Origin of the sequence: Agrobacterium sp. RC10-4-1 (genome assembly GCF_014138475.1) — a bacterium.
Taxonomy (GTDB): domain Bacteria; phylum Pseudomonadota; class Alphaproteobacteria; order Rhizobiales; family Rhizobiaceae; genus Agrobacterium; species Agrobacterium pusense.
In genome coordinates, this window is sequence record NZ_JACJIT010000001.1 from 1 (window position 1) to 22,142 (window position 22,142).

Here is a 22,142-nt window from a genome sequence, read left to right on the forward strand (position 1 = left end):
AGCGGCGACGTTCATGCGCCAGCGCCTTCATCCGCTCACGAAGGTCATAGTCATCGCTGCGCCTGGTTTCGTAACGGATCGTCATCCGGCAAAAGCCGATGGCTTTACACGCCCGCCGTTCGCTCATCTGGTGGTGATCCATCAGATGAGCGACAGCTTTTCGCCTTGCTGCGGGCGTCACCACTTCTTTCCCAAAAGGTCTTTCAAAGCCGCATTGTCCAGCATCGCATCTGCCAGGAGCCGTTTCAGCTTCGTGTTCTCGTCTTCCAGCGTCTTCAAGCGCTTGGCTTCGGATACGTCCATGCCGCCGAACTTGGCTTTCCACTTATAGATGCTGGCATCGCTGACGCTGTGCTTGCGGCAAAGCTCCGAGACCGGCGTGCCAACCTCGTGCTCCTTCAGAATGCCGATGATCTGTTCTTCTGTAAAACGATTGCGCTTCATTCCCTGGTCCTCTCATTGGGCCAGACCTTACTTCAAAATGGATTATTTCAACGGGGCAAGGTCACTTGAAAAAGGCTGGGACGTGATCGCCACGATGAGAACGCCCGACGAGAGCTTACTCCCTGCGTCCGGGCGTCTGCGTGTTGTAGCACTCGATGTCACCGTCCCGGACAGCATCTCACAGCTTGTGAAGGCAACGGGTCAAATCGATGTGCTCGTCAATAACGCCGGGTTCGGAGCACCATCTCCTGTCGAACTGACTGCATCCCAGACCGCACAGGCACTATTTCAGACGAACACGATAGGCACTCTGGCGATGATCCAGGCCCTCGGCCCGCAAATGCGTCGTCGCCGGGCTGGCGTCATTATCAACGTTACGTCCTCGGTCACACTGAAACCGCTACCGGTCATCGGGGTTTATCGCGCCAGCAAGGCCGCAGTGAATGCGCTCAGCGAGTCCCTTGCGATTGAAATGGAGCCTTTCGGCGTTCGCGTCCACATCGTTTTGCCCGGACGTTCGCCGGAAACGAGTTTCGGCGCCAGTGCCCGCCCACACCTGCGCGGCATGGACGATGCGGACTATGCGCCTCTTTTGCAGCAGTTCGTCAGGAATGTTCAGGACGACAAGGGCCCTGTGACCCACGCGCGCGATGTCGCGGAAGCGATCTGGAAGGCTGCCACCGATCCGTCTGCGCCACTGCGCATACCGGCAGGTGCAGACGCAGCGCTATGGATGGCTGAGGCGGGCCTGTAATCAGCGAAATTGCGATCCGTCGCTTCTCTGTCGAGCGTTTGCTGTACCCGGTCATTCCAGATCGGGCACGGCGTTTCGAATTCTGGCTCAGACCTGCCGCAAGCCGCCATCGACGCACAGTTCGGCACCGGCGATGTAACTCGCCTCATCGCTTAACAGGAACAAGGCAGCTGCAGCCACTTCGGCGGGGCGCGCCATCCGTCCCATCGGGATCGGAGCGACAATGGCCGCGCGCATGTCTGGCTGAACCGCAGCCATCATTTCCGTATCGGTTGGGCCCGGTGCGACGACGTTAACGCGTATACCCTTGGATGCCAGTTCTGCAGTCCAGGTTCGTGCATAGGAACGCACGGCTGCCTTGGTCGCAGCATATGTGCCATAGGAAGCATAGCCGCCGCTGTCTGCAATTGATCCGACGAGGACGACTGAGCCGCCGTCCCTCATCGCCGGCAGAGCCGCCTGGAAGCCGAAGACCATTCCTCGAACGTTAACGTCGAAGTGGCGGTCAAAGTGTTCAGGCGTTATCTCCGTGATCTGGGCGGGCTCGGAAAGACCGGCGTTCAAGACCAGCGCGTCGATACGGCCGTGTTCCCTTCTCACTTTTTCGACCGCCTCCCGCATATCTTCGGGGAGCGCGGCATCGGCGACAATGCCGACCGCACCATGACCGATGGCAGTTGCCACCTTTTCGGCATCTTCACTTCGGCGACTGGTGATGAAAACCATCGCTCCTTCGGCCGAAAGCCGCTCTGCAATTGCCAAGCCGATACCCTTGGCGCCCCCGACAATCAGGGCAACCTTGTTACTCATCCGAGCCATCGTAAGTCCTTTCAATTGATGGTCGCTGCATGATATACATTAGATATCTGGTATCAATTACGCACCTTAAGTAGCCTAGATATGGACGAGTATACTGACCTTGAAGCACTTTCTCAGTGCGCCCTTAGAGACATGGCGCAGGTTCGCCCCGTGCTCGACAAGATCGCGGACAAATGGACAATCCTGATCCTGACGGTGATTTGTCCCAGGCCCTCGCGCTTCAACGAGATCAAGCGCCGTCTCGACGGTATCACCCACAAGGCCTTGGCCGATGCTCTAAAGAGGCTTGAGCGGAACGGTCTTGTGACGAGGACCGTCCTGCCGACCCAGCCGGTGGGTGTAGAATACGCGATCACCCCGCTGGGCCATTCTCTGCGGCAACCGTTTGAGGCCCTGTGCTCATGGGCAGTAGCTAATGGCGATAAGGTCGAGGCCGCTGCGCTGCTTTATGACAACAGGGCAAATCATCGCTGATATCGCGATGGCCGCTTGAGCACCTACTGGCCGGAAGGCTCGTCGTTTTAAACCGGAGAGCCATACCCCGGCTAAGCAGGACGTTTCCGATAATCGTAGGCTGGTTCGGATCTGCGGTCGCCGAACAGTTCACTTCGTTGAACGAAAGGAGATCGGCACTATCTAGGAGAGATGCGGAAACTCGAGAAGAGCGATATCGAACTGATCAGGACGTGGATGTTGTCGCCTGCGATGACGCTGGGATCGTCCGTGCGAGCGAAAGGCATTCTGCAGGAAATGCAGGCCCGACTGCCTGCGGCTTTGAAGAAAGCGATCAGCCTGGAGGGCAACGAGATCACGCTCGCGATGCCAGCCCGCGACAAAAACGCCTTCGACGCCGCTGCGAGGACCGTGGCCGGCGTGATGATGGAAGCCGAAACTCTTCCGGTGATCCCGCGCGAGATACAGGACATCCTCGCCATCAAGACGAGCGAGCGACATCGCTGGCTCGCGGATGGGCGTCTCAAGAGCGCCGGGACGAGAACCGTGCGGCTGAACGGCCGTGCCCGGCGCATCACCTTCCATGTCTTCGATCCGAAGGTGGTCGAGGACCTTCTCGATCGCGGGCTCGTGGAAGAGTGGCGGGTGGAGGACGCCGAGGCGAAGGCAGAAAAACGACAGAAAGCGGCCTATCAGAGGCGGCTGGCTCGATCGCTCAAAAAGAAGATGAAGCCGGGAGAAAAGGCGGGTCAAAAGGTCGAGGAAGGTGCGGCCGACCTTCGTGGATGGGGAGAGTTCGATCGGGATGGGTTCCTTCGCTAGGCAATCGCACCAAACATGGTGCCTCCAGCGATTTCGAGAGGCTGTCCCTCCAGCGTTACGGAACGTTCTGTTGTTATCAGCAGCATCAATCGTGGCCGCGGGCCTGGGTCGACCTTCGCGGAATGGAAGGTGGCATAGAGTTCCGGCCGGGACATAATGGAAGCCGCCCCACCACAATGTGGGAGAAACTTCTGATTGAGGGAACAAACAGGGCAAAATCCCCGTTGCTCGCACAATAATTTCTTTGGAGGCGCGTCATGAGACTCAAGCTGGCTTTAAGCGTGGTTCTAAGCGTTACCTTTACGGCGGCAGCGGCGGAAGCGCGGACCCAATTGCATCTTTACGGTACCGTTCCGGTGACGGGTAACCATGTACTGGAGATGGCCTATCAGGCAGCCCTCGACAGATGCAGTTTCGAACGTTACCCATCATATGGCGACGTGGGTTTCTATGCAGGTGCCTATGGCTCCGCCCACGTGCGCAGTTGCATGTATCGCAAGGGTTTCGTTTTTGAGAATGGTGAGCCTTTCGCATATCCTGTGAGAAAAGCGACCTACCTTTCATGGTGACGAGATTACGAAGCGTCTGACGGCGGAGCGCCCGAGGGTTGCAATCTCGGAGTGAGGCCGTCTTCGCAATTCACAAGTTGCGGGTTTCAGGAGCATGTGATTTTTCAGTCGAGTGGCCCGAATCCGTATTGAAAACCGGCGGCAGAGTATCGATTTCAGGGGTAACCTGGAGGTCGGAATGATCTACGTTATTTTCGCGTTGTGCGCGCTCGCGGTAACATTCTTTGCCTGTCGGTATTTCGCCGCCAAGGCTCTCCTTGTCGAACGCGAAATCGACAAAGCGATCGCAAGGCGGTTTGAATCGAGCGGAAAGGTTATCGAACTGGCGGAGCTGCGAGAGGAAAACGCGGTCATGCGTAATCTTCTGCTGGACCTTCTGGAAAACGAAGCCGTTTTTCCAGTCCAGTCAGCACCTCCATCAAGGGTCGATTTGCGCAGGATGGGCGCCGCAAAGGTCCAGAGGTATCGCGAAATACTTGCTGAAAGTCAGTACGTCTTGCAACAGCGTGGAGCCATTGGGGTCTTCGAAGACCATGGCGCATTCAAGGACGATCAACGCAGGTCTTGAGTTTAGGAACAGCTCGCGCAGCTTCCTCGTGGGAGTGCGGTAGGAAGATAGGCCTGAAGTTTTCCTTGTAGAGCGAGGCACCCTCACGCTCCTGGATTGCTTCACGGATGCGACCGTCTGACGAACCGGTTCTGCGTGGACTCCATCTGGAATTCCCGGTGTGTTTTGACTATCAGGGTAGCGCCTCGCGTCGCAGCTGGAGCGAAGCAAAGAGTGTATTCGCATGAGAGCTGACAAAGGAATCCGGATGTCGATCACTGTACAGAGAACAATTCCTGCCGAGCGGATGCGCCAGTTCCATCAGATGGTTGATCGCTGGCTGGAAGAAGGTCCGATCAAGCTCGCGACGAACGCAACGATAACCGCAATGGAGAACGCCGGCATCCCAAAGGCCGAACAGGCAGCGATCATCGAGGACCGCGATATCATCATGAAATACAATATGCGCCTCGGTGTAATCAGCGAGGTATTCGGCCCCGCCATCGAGAAGGCGGTGGGGTCGTACCGCTCGGGAAGTGAAGCACAGGACGAGATCGCGCGTTTGATTGTAACTGCCATGGGTCTCCGGCAGGACGATGACAGCGAACTGGTCACGTTCACCTTCACGACCCAGAGTGAGGCAGATGTATTCGAAAAAGCCACTTGAAACATCAAATTCTGCCCGCCGCGCGCGGTCGCCTGCGAATCAGGGCTTGGGAACGTGACCGTCAACGCGGCTGAAGGGCAGGCAAGATTAGCTCGGGCCTCTATCGATCAATCCATCAATCGGAAAGCGCGACTGGAAACCGATATCGAATTGCCAGACGGATCGTTGGAAGCGTCTCCATAAATTTCGATCGTGACCGGCTCGTCCGCGAAATAGATCATTATGTAGCCAATTTCATTCGACGTTCCTTCTGCGGTTCAGATGCATATGCATCCCTCTAGTCGAACGCGCGCAACTCGCGCCGCATCAGGAGCCACCATGTCAGGGTCAAGAGAATGCCGATCACAGCGACGAGTATGGCGCTGAACGAAAACGATACCCAGCGCATGAGCCCGACAGTCAACGCCGCACCGATGCCTATGCAGATCTCCTTGATGAACATGGTTTTCTGCCGGACAGAATAGTAGTCGATATGACCAAAGGTACATTCTGCCAGCGAAATCAGGAACACCCAGACCACAGCGCCGGTGAATGTATGCACGTGGAATGCACCCGGAAAAGCCAGAAGAAGAAAGCCGGAGAAGATAAAGGCAAAGATCACCAACAGTCGGAAGCGGCCGGTCATCTCGATGAATTTTAACGTCGGTATCTGGCCAAGGACCACCACCGCACTGTTGAGGATGATCATCAGACCATACCAGGCAGGAAGCGACTGCCCCGATTTCAAAATTGTCTGTGGTAGCACCGAAAAAACACCAAAAAGCATCATTCCCATTGCTGTGCCGACAGATATCCACGCGACGATGGCACCGGCTGATTGCCCCTGGAATATTTTGACGTGAATGAGGGTTGTATCGAAGCGTCGAGGCATTGCGACAAGCGCGCAACCCGCGATCAGCGCGGCGGCGCCCCAGAAAAACACGTCCTGCCTAAGAAATGGCAGCATGATCACAAGTCCCGCCGTGAACGCACCGACATTCATGGCGATGCGGTTATTGGCCGAGCCGCGTTTGGATTGCGCCGCGACGTTCTTGATCAGATAGCCACTGTTTGCCGCGCCATAGGAAAAGAGGCATGCCGCAGAAAGCGATTGTATCAGGCTGCCATTAAGAGACAGCAAGCCGGCGCCTGCCGCCATGGCGGCAAGCGAGACGAGCAAGGACCGGCCACCAAACAGATGAATTGTCACTGGCAGCAAAACGAGGCCAAAGCGATAGCCGAGGGCCAGCACGGTATTCGTGGTAGCATCGAGCCAGATATTAGCTTCGCCCAAAACGGCAAAGAGCGTGACGGCCGTCACGATACGGATGCTGATTAGATTAAAATCATACGTCAATCGGCCACGGGAGGCCCCGATTTCAGGTTCGGCAATTTCAGCCACTTTTCAAGCTCCGCTGGACCTTAGCGCGAGAGGCGTCCGGCCCTGTTGTTTTGTGAATTGGATACGCCGTTTTTGCAGTCTGGGATGGCCTTTAGAAGCAGGTTGGAATAGATTTCAGTGATCACGATCTGGAATAAATGGCATTACTAATGTTGGATCCCGAGGCGGTGCTGACCTTCATTTTGGTGAGCGAACACAAGAGTTTTACCAAGGCGGCGCACGCGCTTAACACCACTCAATCGGCCGTCAGCATGCGTTTGCGTCGGTTGGAAGAACAATTGGGGGTCCTGCTTGTCGAGCGATCGACACGGAGCCTGAAACTTTCCTCGCCAGGGCAGGCTTTTATACAGCCGGCGCGAGACTTTCTGAGCGCGCATGACCGGGCGATGGGAGTGTTCGAAACGCATCGACCACAATTGAGCATAGGAATAAGCCACCATTTGGTGGGCCTCGACGTCTCACAGGTTTTAGCATCTATCGCTCGCGAGAATCCCGGCCTGATTGTCAATCTCACTGTGGACGGATCGCAGGCCCTTCTCGCCCGCTATGAGCAGGGCGAAATGGACGCAATTATTTTGATGAAGCACGCGTCAGGGAGACGGCATGGAGAGAAGATCGGCGTTGCCCGTTTCGGCTGGTTCGGGGCGCCGGATTTCGAGAGCGGGACGCGCGAAGAAATTCCGATCGTCATCTATCCCGAAGGATGCAGTATGCGAAATATGGTCATTAACTCGTTGGGCGATGCGAACGTGCAATGGCGCGAAGCCTTCATCGCTACGTCAGCCACTAACCTCCGCGCGGCGATCCTGGCGGGATTTGGCGTCGGCGCGCTATCGATCAATGTGACAGAAAACGGTTTGCTCGACCTTGGCGATACTTTCGGCCTTCCGCGGCTGCCGACTCGCGATATTATGCTCTTGTCGCAGGTCGGCTCTCGCCAGGCGCAGCGGGGTATCGAGACGATCAAAATGGCAATCAGCGATTTGAGTAACAGCTGAAGCGAATTGCGGTTTCGTCGGGCTTTCGGCAGGTCGGATTCCGTATGCGAAAGCGGCGGTCATCTTGTCGAGTTTACGACAGGTTGCCGACTGATCTGCGGGGCGAAAGGAGATACTCGTGGATGAAAACAGCCTCGACGTCCATCTTGCGCCGATCACCAGGCGGTCGCCGAAGGTGCATTCGTCAGCCATGGCGCTCCAGTGCTCCAGCCGATTGAAATCTATCGCGACGCGCCGACCGTTGAGGTCAAGTGGCATTTCGTATGTTCATCGCGCCATGCGGCGCAATGCCAGGGGGTCCCATATGTCGTCGAGCGGACCTTCGAGAGCGGTTCGCGGCGAAATGAGCGTCGGTTCGATAATGGTGACTTCGGGTTCGGTCCGGTTCTCTGCCAGAAGTTCGAACCCCTTGTTGAGCATTTGCGCTATATCGGGCTTGATCATGTAGACCGGGAACGGAAGGAACGATGCGAAGGGGTCGTAGTCAAAACAGCCGACAACGATATCGCCAAACGCCTCGCCGTCATGGCGCCCCATGAAGCGCAGCAATCCTTCGAAATTGATCGATGAATTGACGAAGAAGCAGCGGGGCAGGCGGCCTTTGCGTTCAAAGAAACGTTCGAAAGCGAGTTCCGTCATGCGTGGTGAATAGCCGGTGATTTCGATATCGTCCCCGTTATCGACCCCGAAATAGGCGGCCTTGGTGGCGTGGAAGCCATCTATACGGGCGCGGCTGGCGTGGTCGTCATGACCGCCGAACAGGATGACGTCGTCAGGGCCGAGAGGTCCGTGTTTTTCCGCATGGGCAAGGATTGCCGATGTCAATATTTCCGCACCATGTCTGTTGTCGGAAATGACCGAGGGTACAAATTTGCCGGGAAGGTCAATATTGACATGCGGCAGTGCTGCGCGGGCGCAGACCTGGTGCACGCCGTCGGGATCGGTCGCGCCCGCAATGAAGAGTGCATCGATCGAATAGGCGATCAGTGTCTCCACCGTGCGGCGTTCTTCTTCAGGATCGCGCCGCCCCGATACAACCATCGGCGAAAGGCCGCGCTTGCGTGCCTGTCCCTCGAATGTTTGTGCCATCGAGGAAAAGAACCGGTTGTCATAAATCGGGACCAGTAGGCCAATGAGTCCGGATTTCGAGCTCCTCAAACCTCTCGCCTGCAGGTTGGCGGTGTAGCGGTGCGTCTTGGCGAGCGATAGAATTTTGTTGGCCGTTTCCTCGGAAATCCGCCTTTTTCGCCATGATCCATTCAGGACGGCGCTGACCGTCGACGCTGATGCGCCGGACAATAGCGACAAGTCGTATATAGTGGCCTTCTTGGAACTCATGCCCGTCATTGTGATCTCCCCAACTGATTCTAATTATTAGAGTAGGCGTCCCCTTGACGGAAGGGAGCTTCATGATATGGTTATTGCACCATCGATTGTGCAAGTTGGCAATATCGATTGTGCAAGATGGTTGCTGTGGGAGTGGCAAGGGAGAGTCTCGAATAAGCGAGATGAGAAATTTTGAGCGCGCCAGATGAAAAATGGCTGCGGCGGGTTTCGTTTGCCTGTTTTTGAGGAGGAACATCATGAAGAAAATTATTGCTGCAGCGGTTGGTCTGTCGCTCGCGCTGCTCTCGTCCGCAGCCTTTGCCGAAGGGCCGAAGGTGGGCGTCGTCGTCAAGATCGGCGGCATTCCGTGGTTCAACGCCATGGAGGCCGGGATCAAGGAGCAGAGCAAGAAGCTCGGCGTTGACGGTTTCATGGTCGGCCCGACGAGCGCCGATCCCGCCCTGCAGGTCCGCGCCATCGAGGACCTGATCGCCCAGAAGGTCGATTTCATCGGCGTCGTGCCCAATGATGCAAAGGTGCTGGAGCCAGTGCTGAAAAAAGCCCAGGCCGCCGGTATCAAGGTCATTACCCATGAATCCCCGAAGCAGCTCGGTGCCGACTGGGATTTCGAACTCGCCTCCGCCAAGGGTTTCGGTGAAGCGCATGGCAAGCTGCTGGCGGAGAAGATGGGCGGCAAGGGCTCCTATGCCGTCTTCGTCGGTTCTCTCACCGTTCCGCTTCACAATGCCTGGGCCGATGCCGCCATCGCCTATATTAAGGCGAACTACCCTGACATGAAGCTGGTCGGTGATCGCTACGGCGTTGCTGAGGACCTCGACAAGAGCCGTTCAACCGCGCTGGACCTGATGTCCGCCAATGCCGACCTCAAGGGCTTTCTGGCCTTCGGCTCGCAGGGACCGATCGGAGCCGGGCGTGCAGTTGAAGAGCGGCGCAAGGATGGCAAGGTCTTCGTCATCGGCCCGTTCTCGCCGGGACAGGGCGCCAAGCTCATCAAGACGGGGGCGCTGACGGGAGGCTTCATGTGGAACCCGAAGCAGGCCGGTGAGGTCTTCATCACGCTCGCGGATCGCATCGCCAAGGGTGAGACACCCAAGGCCGGCGACAATATCGAAGGTCTCGGCACCATCAATCCCGAGGGCAACACCATCGTCGTCGACCAGCTTCTGAAGATCGACAAGGAAAGCATCGACAAGCTCGTTTCCATGGGCCTCTGATCCTCCCCAAGGCCAGGGCGTCGCGCGAGGTGTCATACTCGCGCGACGCCTCATCTGGAAAACATGCCGAGCGCCACGTCTGCAATGCTGCCGCGGCGAAGGAGATTTACGTTATCATGAGCGCAGAACCGCTCCTGTCCCTCAAAAATGTCAAAGTCACCTTCGGCGGTGTTCGCGCGCTGAAGGGTGTTTCTTTCGAGGTCAATCCGGGTGAAGTGCATTGCCTTGCCGGCGAAAACGGCTGCGGCAAGAGCACGCTGATCAAGGTCATAACGGGCGTTTACACGCCCCAAAGTGATGCTGAACTCCATTTCGACGGCAAGCCGATCGCCGCAATGACCCCAACGCTTGCGCAATCGCTTGGCATTCAGGTGATCTGGCAGGATCTGGCGCTGTTCGATGAAATGACGGTGGCTGAAAATATCGGCTTCCAGTACGCGGTGAATGCAAAATACGGGCTGGTCGACAAGCGCGCCATCGAGCAGGCTGCCGAAAAGGCGTTGGCCCGGCTCGGTGTCGAGATCGATCTCGACAGGCCGCTCAAGGAACTGCCCATCGCTCAGCGTCAGATCGTGGCGATTGCCCGCGCGCTGGTCGGTGAGGCACGGCTCGTTTTCATGGACGAACCGACCGCGTCGCTCACGCAGTCGGAAACGGATTACCTGATCGACATCGTCCGCAACCTGTCGGCCTCGGGTGTCGCGGTTGTCTTCGTCTCGCACCGCCTTGCGGAAGTGCTTGAGATTTCAGACCGCATAACCGTTTTGCGGGATGGCTCGCTTGTCGGTGTCTTTCCCGTTGAAGGCATGACCCAGTCACGGGTGACCGAGCTGATGACCGGCCGCAATTTCGACAGTGCCGTCATTGCCGCCGATCGCGATGACAAACCCGTCGTTCTCTCGGTGCGCGGGCTGAGCCGTGCCGGCGAGTTCGAGGATGTTTCGTTCGATCTGCGGCGGGGCGAAACGCTTGGCATAACCGGCCTACTGGGAGCCGGCCGCACGGAACTGGCTTTGACACTGTTCGGCATGCATCGGCCGCAATCGGGTGAAGTACTGATTGACGGTGAGAAGGTTGATTTCCGTTCCAACCGCGATGCGATCCGGGCGGGCGTAGCCTATCTTTCCGAGGACCGGCTTGCGCTTGGTCTCAACCAGCCGCAATCCATTGCCGACAATCTGGTCATGGCCTCGCTCGACCGGCTGCTGCGCGGCGGCCTGATCTCACCGTCGAAAAAGGCGGATGTCGTTTCCCGCTGGATTTCTGCGCTCGGGGTGAAGATCGGCCTGCCCGAAGACCCGATCCGAACGCTTTCGGGCGGCAACCAGCAGCGTGTGGCGATCGCCAAGTGGCTGGCGATCGGGCCGAAAATCCTCATTCTCGACGCGCCGACCGTGGGGGTCGATGTCGGCGCGCGCGCCGGCATCTTCGAAATCGTCCGCAAGCTCGCCGCAGAAGGTCTCTCGATCATCGTGATCTCCGACGAGCCGCCGGAAGTTTATTTCAATACAGACAGGGTCATCCACATGGTCGAAGGCCGGTTCCACGCCACCTATGATCCGCGACGACTGTCGCTGAGCGAACTGGAGGCCGCCATCTATGCGTAGGCTCATCCTCGGACATACGACCGAATTTACGCTGCTTGTGGTCATGGTGCTGCTTTGCTCGGGACTGTCCTTCGCCACCGACCGGTTCCTCACCATCCCAAACGCCTTCGATGTACTGAATGTCTCTGCGGTCAACATCATCTTTGCGGTCGGCCTGCTCGTGGTGCTGATCTCGGGCGGTATCGACATTTCCTTCGCGGTCGCCGCTTCCGTCGTTCAATATGTGACGGTGCTGGCGCTCAATGCGCTCGGCGGCGGCAACTGGGCGGAAGGTTTCATCATTGCCGGCGCGGTTGGCCTTAGTCTCGGTTTCGTCAACGCTTTCCTCGTCTGGCGGCTCAACATCATTTCAATCGTCGCGACGATCTCCACCTTCAACATCTTCTTCGGGTTGCTGATGTTCTTCACCAAGGGTGTGTCGATCTACGACCTGCCGGAATGGCTGTCGACGCGTGTGGTATTTTACGAACATGAAATGCCTGATGGTTCATGGGTAGAGCTGACGCTGCCGGTCGTGGTCATGATCCTCTGCTGTATTGCAACCTGGTTCATGATTTCGCGCACCACTGTTGGGCGCAAACTTTACGCCTTCGGCGACAACCCGGAAGGTGCTCGCCGCTTCGGCATCAATATCGGCGCGATGCATTACATTTCCTTCGGCTGGCTCGGCCTGATGGCGGGCATTGCGGGTCTCATGCAGGCGCATTATGCGCAGGAAGTGGTGCCCAACGCGCTTTATGGCCGCGAGCTGGATGTACTTGCAGCAACGGTCCTCGGCGGTGCGCGGCTTGGCGGCGGCAAAGGCTCTGTCATCGGCTGCGTGCTCGGCGTTCTCATGGTGTCGATCACCCAGAACGGTCTTAACCTGATGGGCGTGTCACCCTTTGCCTTCAAGATGATCGTCGGTGCCATCATTCTGATCGCGATCACCCTCTCTTCCACCCGGTTCGACAAGCTTTTGCCGAGTGCGCTTCGCACGTGTACGAAAAAGGGGGGCGCCCAGTGATGAGCAGCCTTGTCAGGAAATTCAACGCCATTTTCGGTGCCGATATGGCTGGACCGGTGATTGCCTTCATCGCAGTCATGCTCATCTTCGGAACGTTCGCGAATAACTTCCTCTCGCTTGCGACATTCGGTTCGGTGGCCTTCCAGCTGCCGGAACTCGGCCTTCTCACGCTGGCGATGCTGCTGCCACTGCTGACGGGCGGGATCAATCTGTCCGTCACCTTCGCGGCCAATCTCTCAGGACTTGCCGCAGCCTGGGTACTCCAGGCCCATGGCGGCGTAGATGCACCGCCGAGCGCCTTCCTCTTCGCCTGCCTTGCTGCATTTGTCACCGGCGGGGCTGCCGGTGCCATGACGGGTGCGGCGATCGCTTATACCCGCGCGCATCCCATTCTGGTGACGCTGTCGATGATGATTTTCCTGCGCGGCCTCGGCGAATTTCTGACGCGCGGCGGTGATGTGTCAGGGTTTCCCGCCTACATGGCGCCGCTTGGCCATGGCACGCTTCTCGGTCTGCCGATCCCGCTTCTGATTTTCATCGTCTGCGTGGCGCTCTGGCATGTGCTGCTGACGCGCACGAAGCTCGGCTTCGGGCTGTTGATGATCGGCTCGAATATCGAAGCCGCGCGTTATTCCGGCCTCAACACGCGCAAGATCCAGGTGCTCGTCTACACGCTCTCGGGTCTGATGTGTGCGGTCGCCGGCATCATCATGCTTGCCCGTTTCAATTCCGTCCGTGTCGGCCACGGGGAGTCCTATCTGCTGATCACGGTGCTCGCGGCCTTTCTCGGCGGCATCAATCCCTTTGGCGGTTTCGGTCGTGTGCTTCCCGTTTTTGTCGCGCTCATCGTCCTGCAGCTCCTGTCCTCCGGCCTTAATCTTCTTGGCGCCAACCAGCATCTCGCAACGGCCCTTTGGGGTGTCCTGATGATTGTTGTCATGGCGGCGCGCGGCCTGTTTTCAAGCTACTTCGCATCTCTCAGAAAGAAGGTATGACGTGAAAGGCTTCGGTGTTCACGCAATGATGTGGTCTCTCAAATGGGACCACGAAAACGCCAGACGGTCCATCGCCGCTGCTGCGGATTACGGTCAGGATTTCATCGAGATTCCGCTTATCGATATCCCCTCCGTCGATGCAAAACACACGCGCACGCTGCTGGAGAAATACGGATTGCGCGCCGTCTGCTCGCTGGTGCTGCCGCAGCCCGCATGGGCGTCCGTGCGTCCGGATGCGGCAATCGACCATCTGAATGCCGCGCTCGACAAGGCCGCAGAAATGGGCGCGGAAGCGCTGACGGGTGTTACCTATGGCGGCACCAATGAGCGAACCGGATTTCCGCCGACACAGGGTGAATATGACAACCTGACAAGGGCGCTCTCCAGGGCTGCCGGCCACGCAAAAACACTCGGCCTGCAATTCGGCATCGAGACGGTCAACCGCTACGAGAACCATCTGCTCAACTCCGCCGAACAGGCGGTGGCGCTGGTGGAGCGCATCGGTGCGGACAACGTCTTCATCCATCTCGATACGTTCCATATGAATATGGAGGAAAAGGGCATTGCCAATGGCATCATCGCCGCCCGCAACCATCTGAAATACATGCATATGTCGGAAAGCGACCGCGGCACGCCGGGCTGCGGCAACGTTGCGTGGGACGAAGTGTTCTCAGCGCTCGCAGCCATCGGCTTCAAGGGCGTGCTGACGCTCGAAAGCTTCGCCGCGATGCCCAAGGAGATGGCGGGCGCGATTTCAACCTGGCGCCCGGTTGCGCCCAGCGCCGATGAGGTTCTCGACAAGGGACTGCCATTCCTGCGCGACAAGGCAAACCAGTACCGCATTTTCTGAAAGCACTCATTATCGGGGCAAGCACCTTGAACACTATTGACGATAATGCCCGCGAGATTGTGGGCCTTGCTCTCCAGCGACTGGAAGGGTCAAAGGCCCGGCGTGTGATGGTTGCGATTGCCGGTGCCCCCGGATCGGGAAAATCAACCATCGCCGAGCGTGTGGTCGATGCGTTGAACGCGGGCGAAGGCGTGTCCGCCGCACTGTTCCCGATGGATGGCTTTCATTATGATGATGCGGTGCTTGAGGAGATGAACCGCCGGCCCTTCAAGGGCGCCATCGATACGTTCGATGCTCACGGCCTGCGCCATATGCTTGAGCGCCTGAAAGCCAATCAGGACGACGTCGTTGCCGTCCCCGTCTTTGACCGCGCCATCGAGATCGCCCGCGCCGGCGGCCGTCTGATCCCGCAATCCGTCGATATCATCGTCTGTGAGGGCAATTATCTCCTCACCAGCCAGTCGCCATGGGATCGTCTAAAACCGATCTTCGATCTCACTGTCTTCGTTGATGTCGACGAGGACGATCTGCGTGCGCGGCTGCGGGATCGCTGGCGGAGCTTCGGTCTCGGCGAGGGGGAGATCAACCGGAAGGTGGAGGAAAACGATCTCCCCAATGGCCGCTTCATCACATCCACAAGCACGGAGCCGGACCTTCGCATCGGAAATCCGGGAAGCACTCCCGCGTCGTGAAACGGCCTGAAGGGCTGCGCCTCCCCACCCAAAGTCAAGCAAAATAGAAAAGCGAAAGAGACCCCCATGAAACACGGCATCTATTACTCTTACTGGGAACATGAGTGGAGCGCCAAGTTCGGCCCCTATATCGAGAAGGTTGCCAAGCTCGGCTTCGATATCATCGAAGTCGCCGCCCATCACATCAATGAATACAGTGACGCCGAACTCGCCGTCATCAGGCAGAGCGCGAAGGATAACGGCATCATACTCACTGCCGGTATCGGCCCTTCGAAAACGAAAAACCTGTCGTCAGAGGATGCCGCGGTTCGCGCAGCCGGCAAGGCGTTCTTTGAACGCACCCTTACCAATGTCGCCAAGCTCGACATCCATACGATTGGCGGCGCGCTGCACTCCTACTGGCCGATCGACTACTCGCAGCCGGTCGACAAGGCAGGCGATTATGCGCGCGGCGTGGAAGGTATTCACGGCATTGCCGATTTCGCCAATGACCTCGGCATCAACCTTTGCATCGAAGTCCTCAACCGCTTTGAAAACCACGTGCTCAATACGGCTGCCGAAGGCGTCGCTTTCGTCAAGGATGTCGGCAAGAACAACGTGAAAGTCATGCTGGATACGTTCCACATGAATATCGAGGAAGACAGCTTTGGCGAGGCCATCCGCACGGCTGGCCCGTTGCTGGGGCATTTCCATACCGGAGAAAGTAATCGCCGCGTACCGGGCAAGGGCAGGATGCCCTGGCACGAAATTGGCCTCGCCCTGCGCGATATCAATTACACCGGCGCGGTGGTCATGGAGCCTTTCGTCAAGACCGGCGGCACGATCGGCTCCGACATCAAGGTGTGGCGCGATCTGAGCGGCGGCGCCGATCTCGCGAAAATGGACGAGGATGCGCGCAATGCCCTGGCATTCTCCCGTTTCGTCCTTGGCAGCTGATGCCCCATGGCGCGGATGGAGCGGGATGACTTGATCAAGCGTGAGCCCGATCCGCGAGACAAGCGGTCCAGTCTGGTATCATTGACGCAGGCGGCACTTGCGCGGTTGCCAGCTGGCCGCGCTTTTTGCGCCAGGGCAATCCGGGACATGACCAAGGGATTATCGCGGGAAGAGGTGGACACACTGGTGTCTTTGCTTCGGCGGGTGCTTGATAATGTGGAGGCACTTGAGACGTGAGTGGCTCTCCAAACGCCCTTATATGCACATGGGAGACGCATGCAATGCAAGAGGATTACCCATGAGGCCGAGATCTCCACAAGAGGTCTCTATCTGCCAGTGCGATTGCCAGAGATTAACGGGAACCGCCTAGGAAGTAAGAGCATGCGGCTCGATCGGGACGACGGCTAAAACCGCTCTTCCAGGATTTGGTGTCAAGAACCGATGTCCTGACCCGCCCCACAATCGGCAAGGAGCCTCGATCTCCTAGCCGGTCCTTTCGCGCTATGAACAAGGCCTATCGGGAACTCCTTCTGCTGCTCATTCGTTCACGGGTCAGTTTTCAATGATCCGCGTTCTCGCCCCTTGATGCGAAACCTTTGATTTCTCCAATCGATGAAGTGGAACTGGCGATGCCAGGCACCGGCATATTTGAACTTTCACGCCGAAACTTACTTATATCTTCGGCCGCGACCGTCGCTGCCACCACTGTCACCAAGGGAGCGGCAGCCCAGTCAGGAGGAGAAATCATGAAACACACGTCAAGCGTATCGTTGAAGGTCAACGGACAGGTCCGAGACCTCGAAGTTGACAATCGCACGTCTCTTCTCGACGCACTGCGCGAACACCTTCACCTGACCGGAACCAAGAAGGGTTGTGATCACGGTCAATGCGGAGCCTGCACCGTACTGGTCGATGGACGCCGCATCAACTCGTGCCTCTCGCTTGCCGTGATGCATGATGGTGACGACGTTACGACGATCGAGGGCCTGGGACAGCCCGGCAATCTGCACCCGATGCAGGCGGCGTTTGTCAAGTATGACGGCTTCCAGTGTGGCTACTGTACGCCGGGACAAATCTGTTCCTCCGTGGCGGTGCTTGAGGAGATCGCGGCAAACATTCCGAGCCATGTCACGCTGGATCTTAACGCGCAGACATCGGTGAGTGAGGGCGAAATTCGCGAGAGGATGAGCGGCAACATCTGTCGCTGCGGCGCCTATTCCAACATTGTCGAGGCTATCGTCGAAGTTGCGGGGACAAAAGCATGAAAGCCTTCACCTACGAAAAGGCCTCATCTATCGAGGCTGCAACCAGGTCCGCCTTTTCGAACTCGCAAGCAAAGTTCATTGCAGGCGGCAGCAATCTCCTCGATTTGATGAAACTGGAGATCGAGACGCCGACACATCTGATCGATGTGAATGGTCTCGGGCTCGATACAATAGAAAAGACGTCTGAGGGAGGCCTGCGCATAGGAGCGATGGTTCGCAATACCGACCTTGCCGCCGATCCAATTGTTCGACGTGATTATGGGCTCCTGTCGCGCGCCTTGCTTGCAGGGGCTTCGGGCCAGCTTCGCAACAGGGCAACAACCGCAGGTAACCTCTTGCAGCGAACACGATGTCCATATTTCTACGACACCGCACAGCCCTGCAACAAGCGTTCGCCGGGAAGTGGCTGTTCCGCCATCGGCGGCTTCAGTCGCCAGCACGCCGTGGTGGGTGTGAGTGATAGCTGTATCGCCACGCATCCCAGTGACATGGCCGTTGCCATGCGCGCACTCGATGCGGTTATCGAGACGGTAAAGGTCGATGGTAGCCGCCGATCAATCCAAATCGCCGACTTCCATCGCTTGCCGGGCGATACCCCTGAGATCGAAACGGTTTTGCAAAAGGGTGAGTTTATCACCGCAGTGGTGCTACCGCCGCCAACTGGAGGAAAACAGATCTACCGCAAGGTCCGCGACCGCGCTTCCTACGCGTTTGCTCTGGTCTCTGTGGGTGCAGTCATTCAGCCTGATGGTACTGGCCGGGTAGCAATCGGCGGCATTGCTCATAAGCCGTGGCGCGTGGAAGCTGCGGATGACGAACTCTCAAAGGGAGCGAAGGTCGCAGCGAAAGCTCTCCTCAACGGCGCTCATCCGACCGAGCAGAACAAGTTCAAGATCGATCTGGTGGAGCGCACACTCGGCGCTGTAATCGCCGAAGCGAGGGGGTGATTGCCATGAAGTTCGATACACCCGCAACGACCAATCCGATCGACCAGCTGAAAATCGTCGGTCAGCCCGTTCACCGCATCGACGGTGAGCTCAAGACAACGGGGCGGGCCATGTACGCCTATGAGTGGCATGATCCGAACCTGGCCTATGCCTACGGTTACCCTGTCGGATCGACCATCGCCAAGGGCCGCATCATCTCGATGAATATCGAAGCTGCCGAACGCGCGCCGGGCGTGCTTGCCGTGGTAACGACGCTTGACGTCGGCAAACTTGAGAAGGGCAAGTACAATACTGCGATACTTTTCGGTGGCGATGAGATCCAGCACTATCACCAGGCGATTGCCGTGATCGTCGCCGAAACCTTCGAACAAGCCCGCGCAGCGGCAGCGCTAGTAAAGGTGGATTACGCGGAAGAACAGGGTAGTTACGATCTCGCCGAGGCGATGGGTTCGGCAGTCAAGCCGGAAGATGCGGGCGGCGCCCCGCCCGATACCGCCGTGGGAGATTTCGAAGGTGCGTTCAAGTCCGCCGAGGTGACATTGGACGAGACCTACACAACGCCGGACCAGTCACATTCGATGATGGAGCCGCATGCCTCCATCGCTGCCTGGAATGGTGACGAGCTGACGGTCTGGACTTCCAGCCAGATGATCGATTGGTGGCGGTCCGACCTTGCAACGACGCTTGGTGTCGACAAGGAGGAAATCCACCTCATGTCGCCGTTCATCGGCGGCGGCTTTGGCGGTAAGCTGTTCCTGCGTGCCGACGCTGTTCTGGCCGCGTTCGGCGCGAAGGCAGCAAGGCGGCCTGTAAAGGTGGCGCTGCCGAGGCCTTTCCTCGTCAACAACACGACGCATCGTCCAGCAACGATCCAGCGCATCCGCATTGGTGCAGCTCGCGATGGAAAAATAACGGCAATCGCCCATGAAAGCTGGTCGGGCGATCAGCCCGATGGCCAGCTTGAAACGGCTGCCATGCAGACGCGGCTTCTCTATGCCGGTGAAAACCGAATGACGGCGATGCGGCTGGCGACGCTGCACCTTCCCGAGGGCAACGCCATGCGCGCACCCGGGGAGGCGCCCGGACTGATGGCGCTCGAGATCGCCATCGACGAGATGGCCGAAAAGCTCGGAATGGATCCAGTGCAGTTCCGTATCCTCAACGACACACAAGTGGATCCGGAAAAGCCCGAACGTCCGTTTTCGCATCGCGATCTTGTCGGTTGTCTCAAGCTCGGAGCAGAACGGTTCGGCTGGCCCGGGCAAGCTCGTCCTGGCTCTCGTCGCGAAGGCAACTGGATGATCGGTTCCGGTGTTGCGGCTGCGTTCCGCAACAACCTTCTGGTGCCATCGGGCGCTCGCGTCCGTCTGGACAAGGAAGGGGTCGTCACCGTCGAAACCGACATGACGGACATAGGCACCGGGAGCTACACGATCATCGCCCAAACCGCGGCGGAAATGATGGGCCTACCGATTGATAAGATCGCCGTGCAGCTTGGCGATTCTCGCTTTCCCGTATCTGCAGGCTCCGGCGGGCAGTTCGGCGCGAACTGCTCGACCTCAGGTGTCTACGCAGCCTGTGTCAAGCTTCGGGACGCTATCGTCAAGAAGCTCGGCTTCAACGAACAGGACGTCGTCTTCGAAGATGGTCAGGTCCGTTCCGGTTCGCGTTCGGTTCCGCTGGCCGAAGTGGCGGGTTCCGAAGGGCTCGTCGCCGAAGACACGGTCGAGTGGGAAAAGCTTTCAGACAGTCATCAGCAATCGACCTTCGGTGCGCATTTCGTGGAAGTGGGCGTCGACGTTGCCACGGGCGAGACGCGGATTCGCCGGATGCTTGCGGTATGTGCTGCCGGCCGCATTCTCAATCCGATCACGGCCCGCAGCCAGGTGATTGGTGCGATGACGATGGGCGCCGGTCTGGCGTTGTCAGAGGAACTTGCCGTCGACACCCGTCGCGGGTTTTTCGTCAACCACGACCTCGCTGGCTACGAGGTGCCGGTTCACGCGGACATCCCGTACCAGGAAGTCGTGTTCATGGATGAGACTGATCCAGTTTCCTCGCCAATGAAGGCGAAGGGTATTGGCGAACTCGGACTATGCGGAGTTTCGGCAGCGATAGCGAACGCGATTCATAGCGCAACCGGCATCCGCCTGCGACACTATCCGATGACCTTGGACAAGCTTATTGGTGGCCTGCCAGACGTTGCGTAACTGCGCCATGCCCCTGGAAATCGCCATGCTCAAGCCGCTTGGCGTACAGGCGTACGCCGCTGCGTAAGCTCTGAAATCGGCATATGTCCCAAGCCCTCTGTTCAGGTTCAACATCGTCAATCACAAGATGATCGGGAAGGTGGGGTCAAAACGACGCTTGTTTTCCTGCCAGTAGGCGCGTGGGTAGATTCGCCAGGACACGCGAGCTCGTCATCAATGGTCCGCCCTACGTCGCCGCCTGATTGCGGAGACAACAGTTCGAATTCTTGGCGTACTCCATGGCGTGCTTGTGTCGCTAACGGTCGCAGTGCAAAGCCACAGTCCGGAAACCGCCATGCGGATCAGATGTCGCTCAACATTTGGGCGGTCACCACCGCGGCACGCGACGTTCGTAATCTGGTTCAAAGAGCTTCATGTAGGCCGTGTCATCCCGCTCTTTCATGGCCGTCTGTTCGTACAAACCAGCGAATATTGACAGTTTGTGTCGATCTAACGATATCCCCAATCCTGGATTCTTTGGCACCTCCAGGCTGCCGCGTTCGAAGACAAAAGGGACTCCTTCAGTCACATCAACACCAGTCCAGGGAAAATGCGTATCGCAGTCATAGCTTAGATTGGGTGTCGCCGCAGCGACATGGGTCATAGCAGCGAGCGTGATCCCGAGATGCGAGTTGGAGTGCATCGACACTCCGAGCCCCAATGTCTCGCAGATTTTGCCGAGATGCGTTGAAGCACGAAGACCGCCCCAATAGTGATGATCGGACAAGACGATTTGAACGGCGTTCTTTCGGAAGGCTCGAGCAATCTGGTCAAACTCAAGGACGATCATGTTGGTGGCGAGCGGAATTGACGTCGCCGCTGCGACCTGTGCCATCTGGTCCATACCGATGACAGGATCTTCGAGATACTCCAGAACGCCTTCCAATTTGCGCGCTATGTAGATAGCGGTGTCGATGGTCCACCCCCCATTGGGGTCGATCCGCAAAGGGTGATCTGGAAAGGCTTCGCGCAGTTTCAGCATCGTCTCGATTTCGAGATCGGGATGCAAAACACCCCCTTTGAGCTTCAGTGACTGGAAACCGTATTTATCCACCATCCGTCGGGCTTCCCCGACCATCTGGTCTGGCGTCAGCACTTCCCCCCATTCGTCCGGTTCTTCTCCAATATGAGCGGCGAATTTGAAAAACAGATAGGCGCTGAAGGGAACCCTGTCGCGAACCGCACCACCAAGCAGGTCACACACCGGTCGCCCGAGCAGCTTGCCCTGAATATCGAGGCATGGAACTTCAAACGCCGAGGCGACAACGTCCGTCAGTTTGTGGTCGGCAACGGCGCTTTTTGCATTGATGCCACCACCACCTGGCAAAGCGGCAAGGACCCGTGCCTTCAATTCGTGAAGGTGAAACGGATCGAGACCGATCAATGATGGAGCCGCACGTCTTAGACCGTCCAGTGCTTTGATACTCCCGTAGCTCTCTCCCAAACCAACGGTGCCGTCATCACAGGTGACTTCAATGATGGTTCTCAGGGCGTGAGGCTGGTGAACACCCTTGCAGTTCAGCAATGGTTTGTCGGGAATGGCAACCGGCGTTAGCTGAATGTCGGCAATACGCATAAGT

The 22,142-nt window shown here is 57.8% G+C and carries 21 protein-coding genes and 1 pseudogene; 17 read left to right on the forward strand and 5 right to left on the reverse strand.

The genetic code is table 11. From position 1 onward, the window contains the following. Window positions 1-444 (reverse strand): annotated as a pseudogene (locus tag FHW77_RS00005) (transposase); the annotation flags it as partial. A 37-nt stretch (window positions 445-481) separates the two neighbouring features. Between FHW77_RS00005 and FHW77_RS00010 the strand changes: the two are divergent. After that, window positions 482-1,198, forward strand: coding sequence for an SDR family NAD(P)-dependent oxidoreductase (locus tag FHW77_RS00010; protein WP_286086089.1), 717 nt, complete (start codon window positions 482-484; stop codon window positions 1,196-1,198). An 87-nt stretch (window positions 1,199-1,285) separates the two neighbouring features. Here FHW77_RS00010 and FHW77_RS00015 read toward each other — a convergent pair whose 3' ends face one another. Continuing rightward, window positions 1,286-2,017, reverse strand: a complete 732-nt coding sequence (locus tag FHW77_RS00015; RefSeq protein ID WP_100911258.1) for an SDR family NAD(P)-dependent oxidoreductase — start codon at window positions 2,015-2,017, stop codon at window positions 1,286-1,288. 81 nt (window positions 2,018-2,098) lie between these two features. Here FHW77_RS00015 and FHW77_RS00020 point away from each other — a divergent pair, with 81 nt between their 5' ends. From FHW77_RS00020 to FHW77_RS00040, 5 genes are all read left to right on the forward strand, one after another. Beyond that, complete coding sequence (locus tag FHW77_RS00020) at window positions 2,099-2,491, forward strand: winged helix-turn-helix transcriptional regulator (RefSeq protein ID WP_022563258.1); 393 nt, start codon at window positions 2,099-2,101, stop codon at window positions 2,489-2,491. Between the two features lie 171 nt (window positions 2,492-2,662). Further along, the gene (locus FHW77_RS00025) at window positions 2,663-3,292 is read left to right on the forward strand and encodes a hypothetical protein (RefSeq protein ID WP_111814387.1); all 630 of its coding nucleotides are present in this window, start codon (window positions 2,663-2,665) and stop codon (window positions 3,290-3,292) included. 257 nt (window positions 3,293-3,549) lie between these two features. Continuing rightward, window positions 3,550-3,861, forward strand: a complete 312-nt coding sequence (locus FHW77_RS00030) for a hypothetical protein (protein WP_022563255.1) — start codon at window positions 3,550-3,552, stop codon at window positions 3,859-3,861. A gap of 178 nt (window positions 3,862-4,039) precedes the next feature. After that, window positions 4,040-4,429 carry a hypothetical protein gene (locus tag FHW77_RS00035; protein ID WP_022563254.1) on the forward strand — a complete coding sequence of 130 codons (390 nt, stop codon included), beginning with the start codon at window positions 4,040-4,042 and terminating at the stop codon, window positions 4,427-4,429. A gap of 223 nt (window positions 4,430-4,652) precedes the next feature. Continuing rightward, complete coding sequence (locus tag FHW77_RS00040) at window positions 4,653-5,075, forward strand: hypothetical protein (RefSeq protein ID WP_082055359.1); 423 nt, start codon at window positions 4,653-4,655, stop codon at window positions 5,073-5,075. Window positions 5,076-5,352: 277 nt separating this feature from the next. On the opposite strand, the gene FHW77_RS00045 is transcribed toward FHW77_RS00040, so the two are convergent. Beyond that, window positions 5,353-6,456, reverse strand: a complete 1,104-nt coding sequence (locus tag FHW77_RS00045) for a hypothetical protein (RefSeq protein WP_210276958.1) — start codon at window positions 6,454-6,456, stop codon at window positions 5,353-5,355. A gap of 137 nt (window positions 6,457-6,593) precedes the next feature. On the opposite strand from FHW77_RS00045, the gene FHW77_RS00050 reads away from it, so the two are divergent. Beyond that, window positions 6,594-7,454 carry a LysR family transcriptional regulator gene (locus tag FHW77_RS00050; protein WP_111814389.1) on the forward strand — a complete coding sequence of 287 codons (861 nt, stop codon included), beginning with the start codon at window positions 6,594-6,596 and terminating at the stop codon, window positions 7,452-7,454. Between the two features lie 267 nt (window positions 7,455-7,721). On the opposite strand, the gene FHW77_RS00055 is transcribed toward FHW77_RS00050, so the two are convergent. Further along, window positions 7,722-8,801 carry a LacI family DNA-binding transcriptional regulator gene (locus FHW77_RS00055; RefSeq protein ID WP_006697922.1) on the reverse strand — a complete coding sequence of 360 codons (1,080 nt, stop codon included), beginning with the start codon at window positions 8,799-8,801 and terminating at the stop codon, window positions 7,722-7,724. Window positions 8,802-9,037: 236 nt separating this feature from the next. Between FHW77_RS00055 and FHW77_RS00060 the strand changes: the two genes are divergently transcribed. The 10 genes from FHW77_RS00060 to paoC all read left to right on the forward strand — a co-directional run bounded on the left by FHW77_RS00060 (window position 9,038) and on the right by paoC (window position 20,523). Next, a complete protein-coding gene (locus FHW77_RS00060; protein ID WP_111814391.1) occupies window positions 9,038-10,015 on the forward strand; it encodes a substrate-binding domain-containing protein in 978 nt (325 codons plus the stop codon). Between the two features lie 116 nt (window positions 10,016-10,131). Further along, complete coding sequence (locus FHW77_RS00065; protein ID WP_111814393.1) at window positions 10,132-11,622, forward strand: sugar ABC transporter ATP-binding protein; 1,491 nt, start codon at window positions 10,132-10,134, stop codon at window positions 11,620-11,622. After that, window positions 11,615-12,628 (forward strand): ABC transporter permease, encoded by a 1,014-nt coding sequence (locus FHW77_RS00070; RefSeq protein ID WP_111814395.1) that lies wholly within the window; start codon window positions 11,615-11,617, stop codon window positions 12,626-12,628. Before FHW77_RS00065 ends, FHW77_RS00070 begins: the two co-directional genes overlap by 8 nt. Further along, window positions 12,628-13,623 carry an ABC transporter permease gene (locus tag FHW77_RS00075; protein WP_004446146.1) on the forward strand — a complete coding sequence of 332 codons (996 nt, stop codon included), beginning with the start codon at window positions 12,628-12,630 and terminating at the stop codon, window positions 13,621-13,623. The genes FHW77_RS00070 and FHW77_RS00075 overlap by 1 nt, the downstream gene beginning before the upstream one ends. 1 nt (window position 13,624) lies before the next feature. After that, a complete protein-coding gene (locus tag FHW77_RS00080; RefSeq protein WP_111814397.1) occupies window positions 13,625-14,473 on the forward strand; it encodes a sugar phosphate isomerase/epimerase family protein in 849 nt (282 codons plus the stop codon). A gap of 26 nt (window positions 14,474-14,499) precedes the next feature. Further along, a complete protein-coding gene (locus FHW77_RS00085) occupies window positions 14,500-15,165 on the forward strand; it encodes a nucleoside triphosphate hydrolase (protein WP_111814399.1) in 666 nt (221 codons plus the stop codon). A gap of 66 nt (window positions 15,166-15,231) precedes the next feature. Further along, window positions 15,232-16,101 (forward strand): D-psicose 3-epimerase, encoded by an 870-nt coding sequence (locus FHW77_RS00090; RefSeq protein ID WP_022563244.1) that lies wholly within the window; start codon window positions 15,232-15,234, stop codon window positions 16,099-16,101. Between the two features lie 629 nt (window positions 16,102-16,730). Beyond that, entirely contained in the window at window positions 16,731-17,366 is a 636-nt protein-coding gene (paoA, locus tag FHW77_RS00095) for an aldehyde dehydrogenase iron-sulfur subunit PaoA (RefSeq protein ID WP_111814402.1), read from the forward strand. After that, window positions 17,363-18,313 (forward strand): FAD binding domain-containing protein, encoded by a 951-nt coding sequence (locus FHW77_RS00100; RefSeq protein ID WP_111814403.1) that lies wholly within the window; start codon window positions 17,363-17,365, stop codon window positions 18,311-18,313. The genes paoA and FHW77_RS00100 overlap by 4 nt, the downstream gene beginning before the upstream one ends. Window positions 18,314-18,318: 5 nt before the next feature. Then, window positions 18,319-20,523 carry an aldehyde oxidoreductase molybdenum-binding subunit PaoC gene (gene paoC / locus FHW77_RS00105; RefSeq protein ID WP_111814430.1) on the forward strand — a complete coding sequence of 735 codons (2,205 nt, stop codon included), beginning with the start codon at window positions 18,319-18,321 and terminating at the stop codon, window positions 20,521-20,523. Window positions 20,524-20,890: 367 nt separating this feature from the next. On the opposite strand, the gene FHW77_RS00110 is transcribed toward paoC, so the two are convergent. Next, a complete protein-coding gene (locus tag FHW77_RS00110) occupies window positions 20,891-22,138 on the reverse strand; it encodes a glucarate dehydratase family protein (RefSeq protein ID WP_006697911.1) in 1,248 nt (415 codons plus the stop codon). Between the last annotated feature and the right edge of the window lie 4 nt (window positions 22,139-22,142).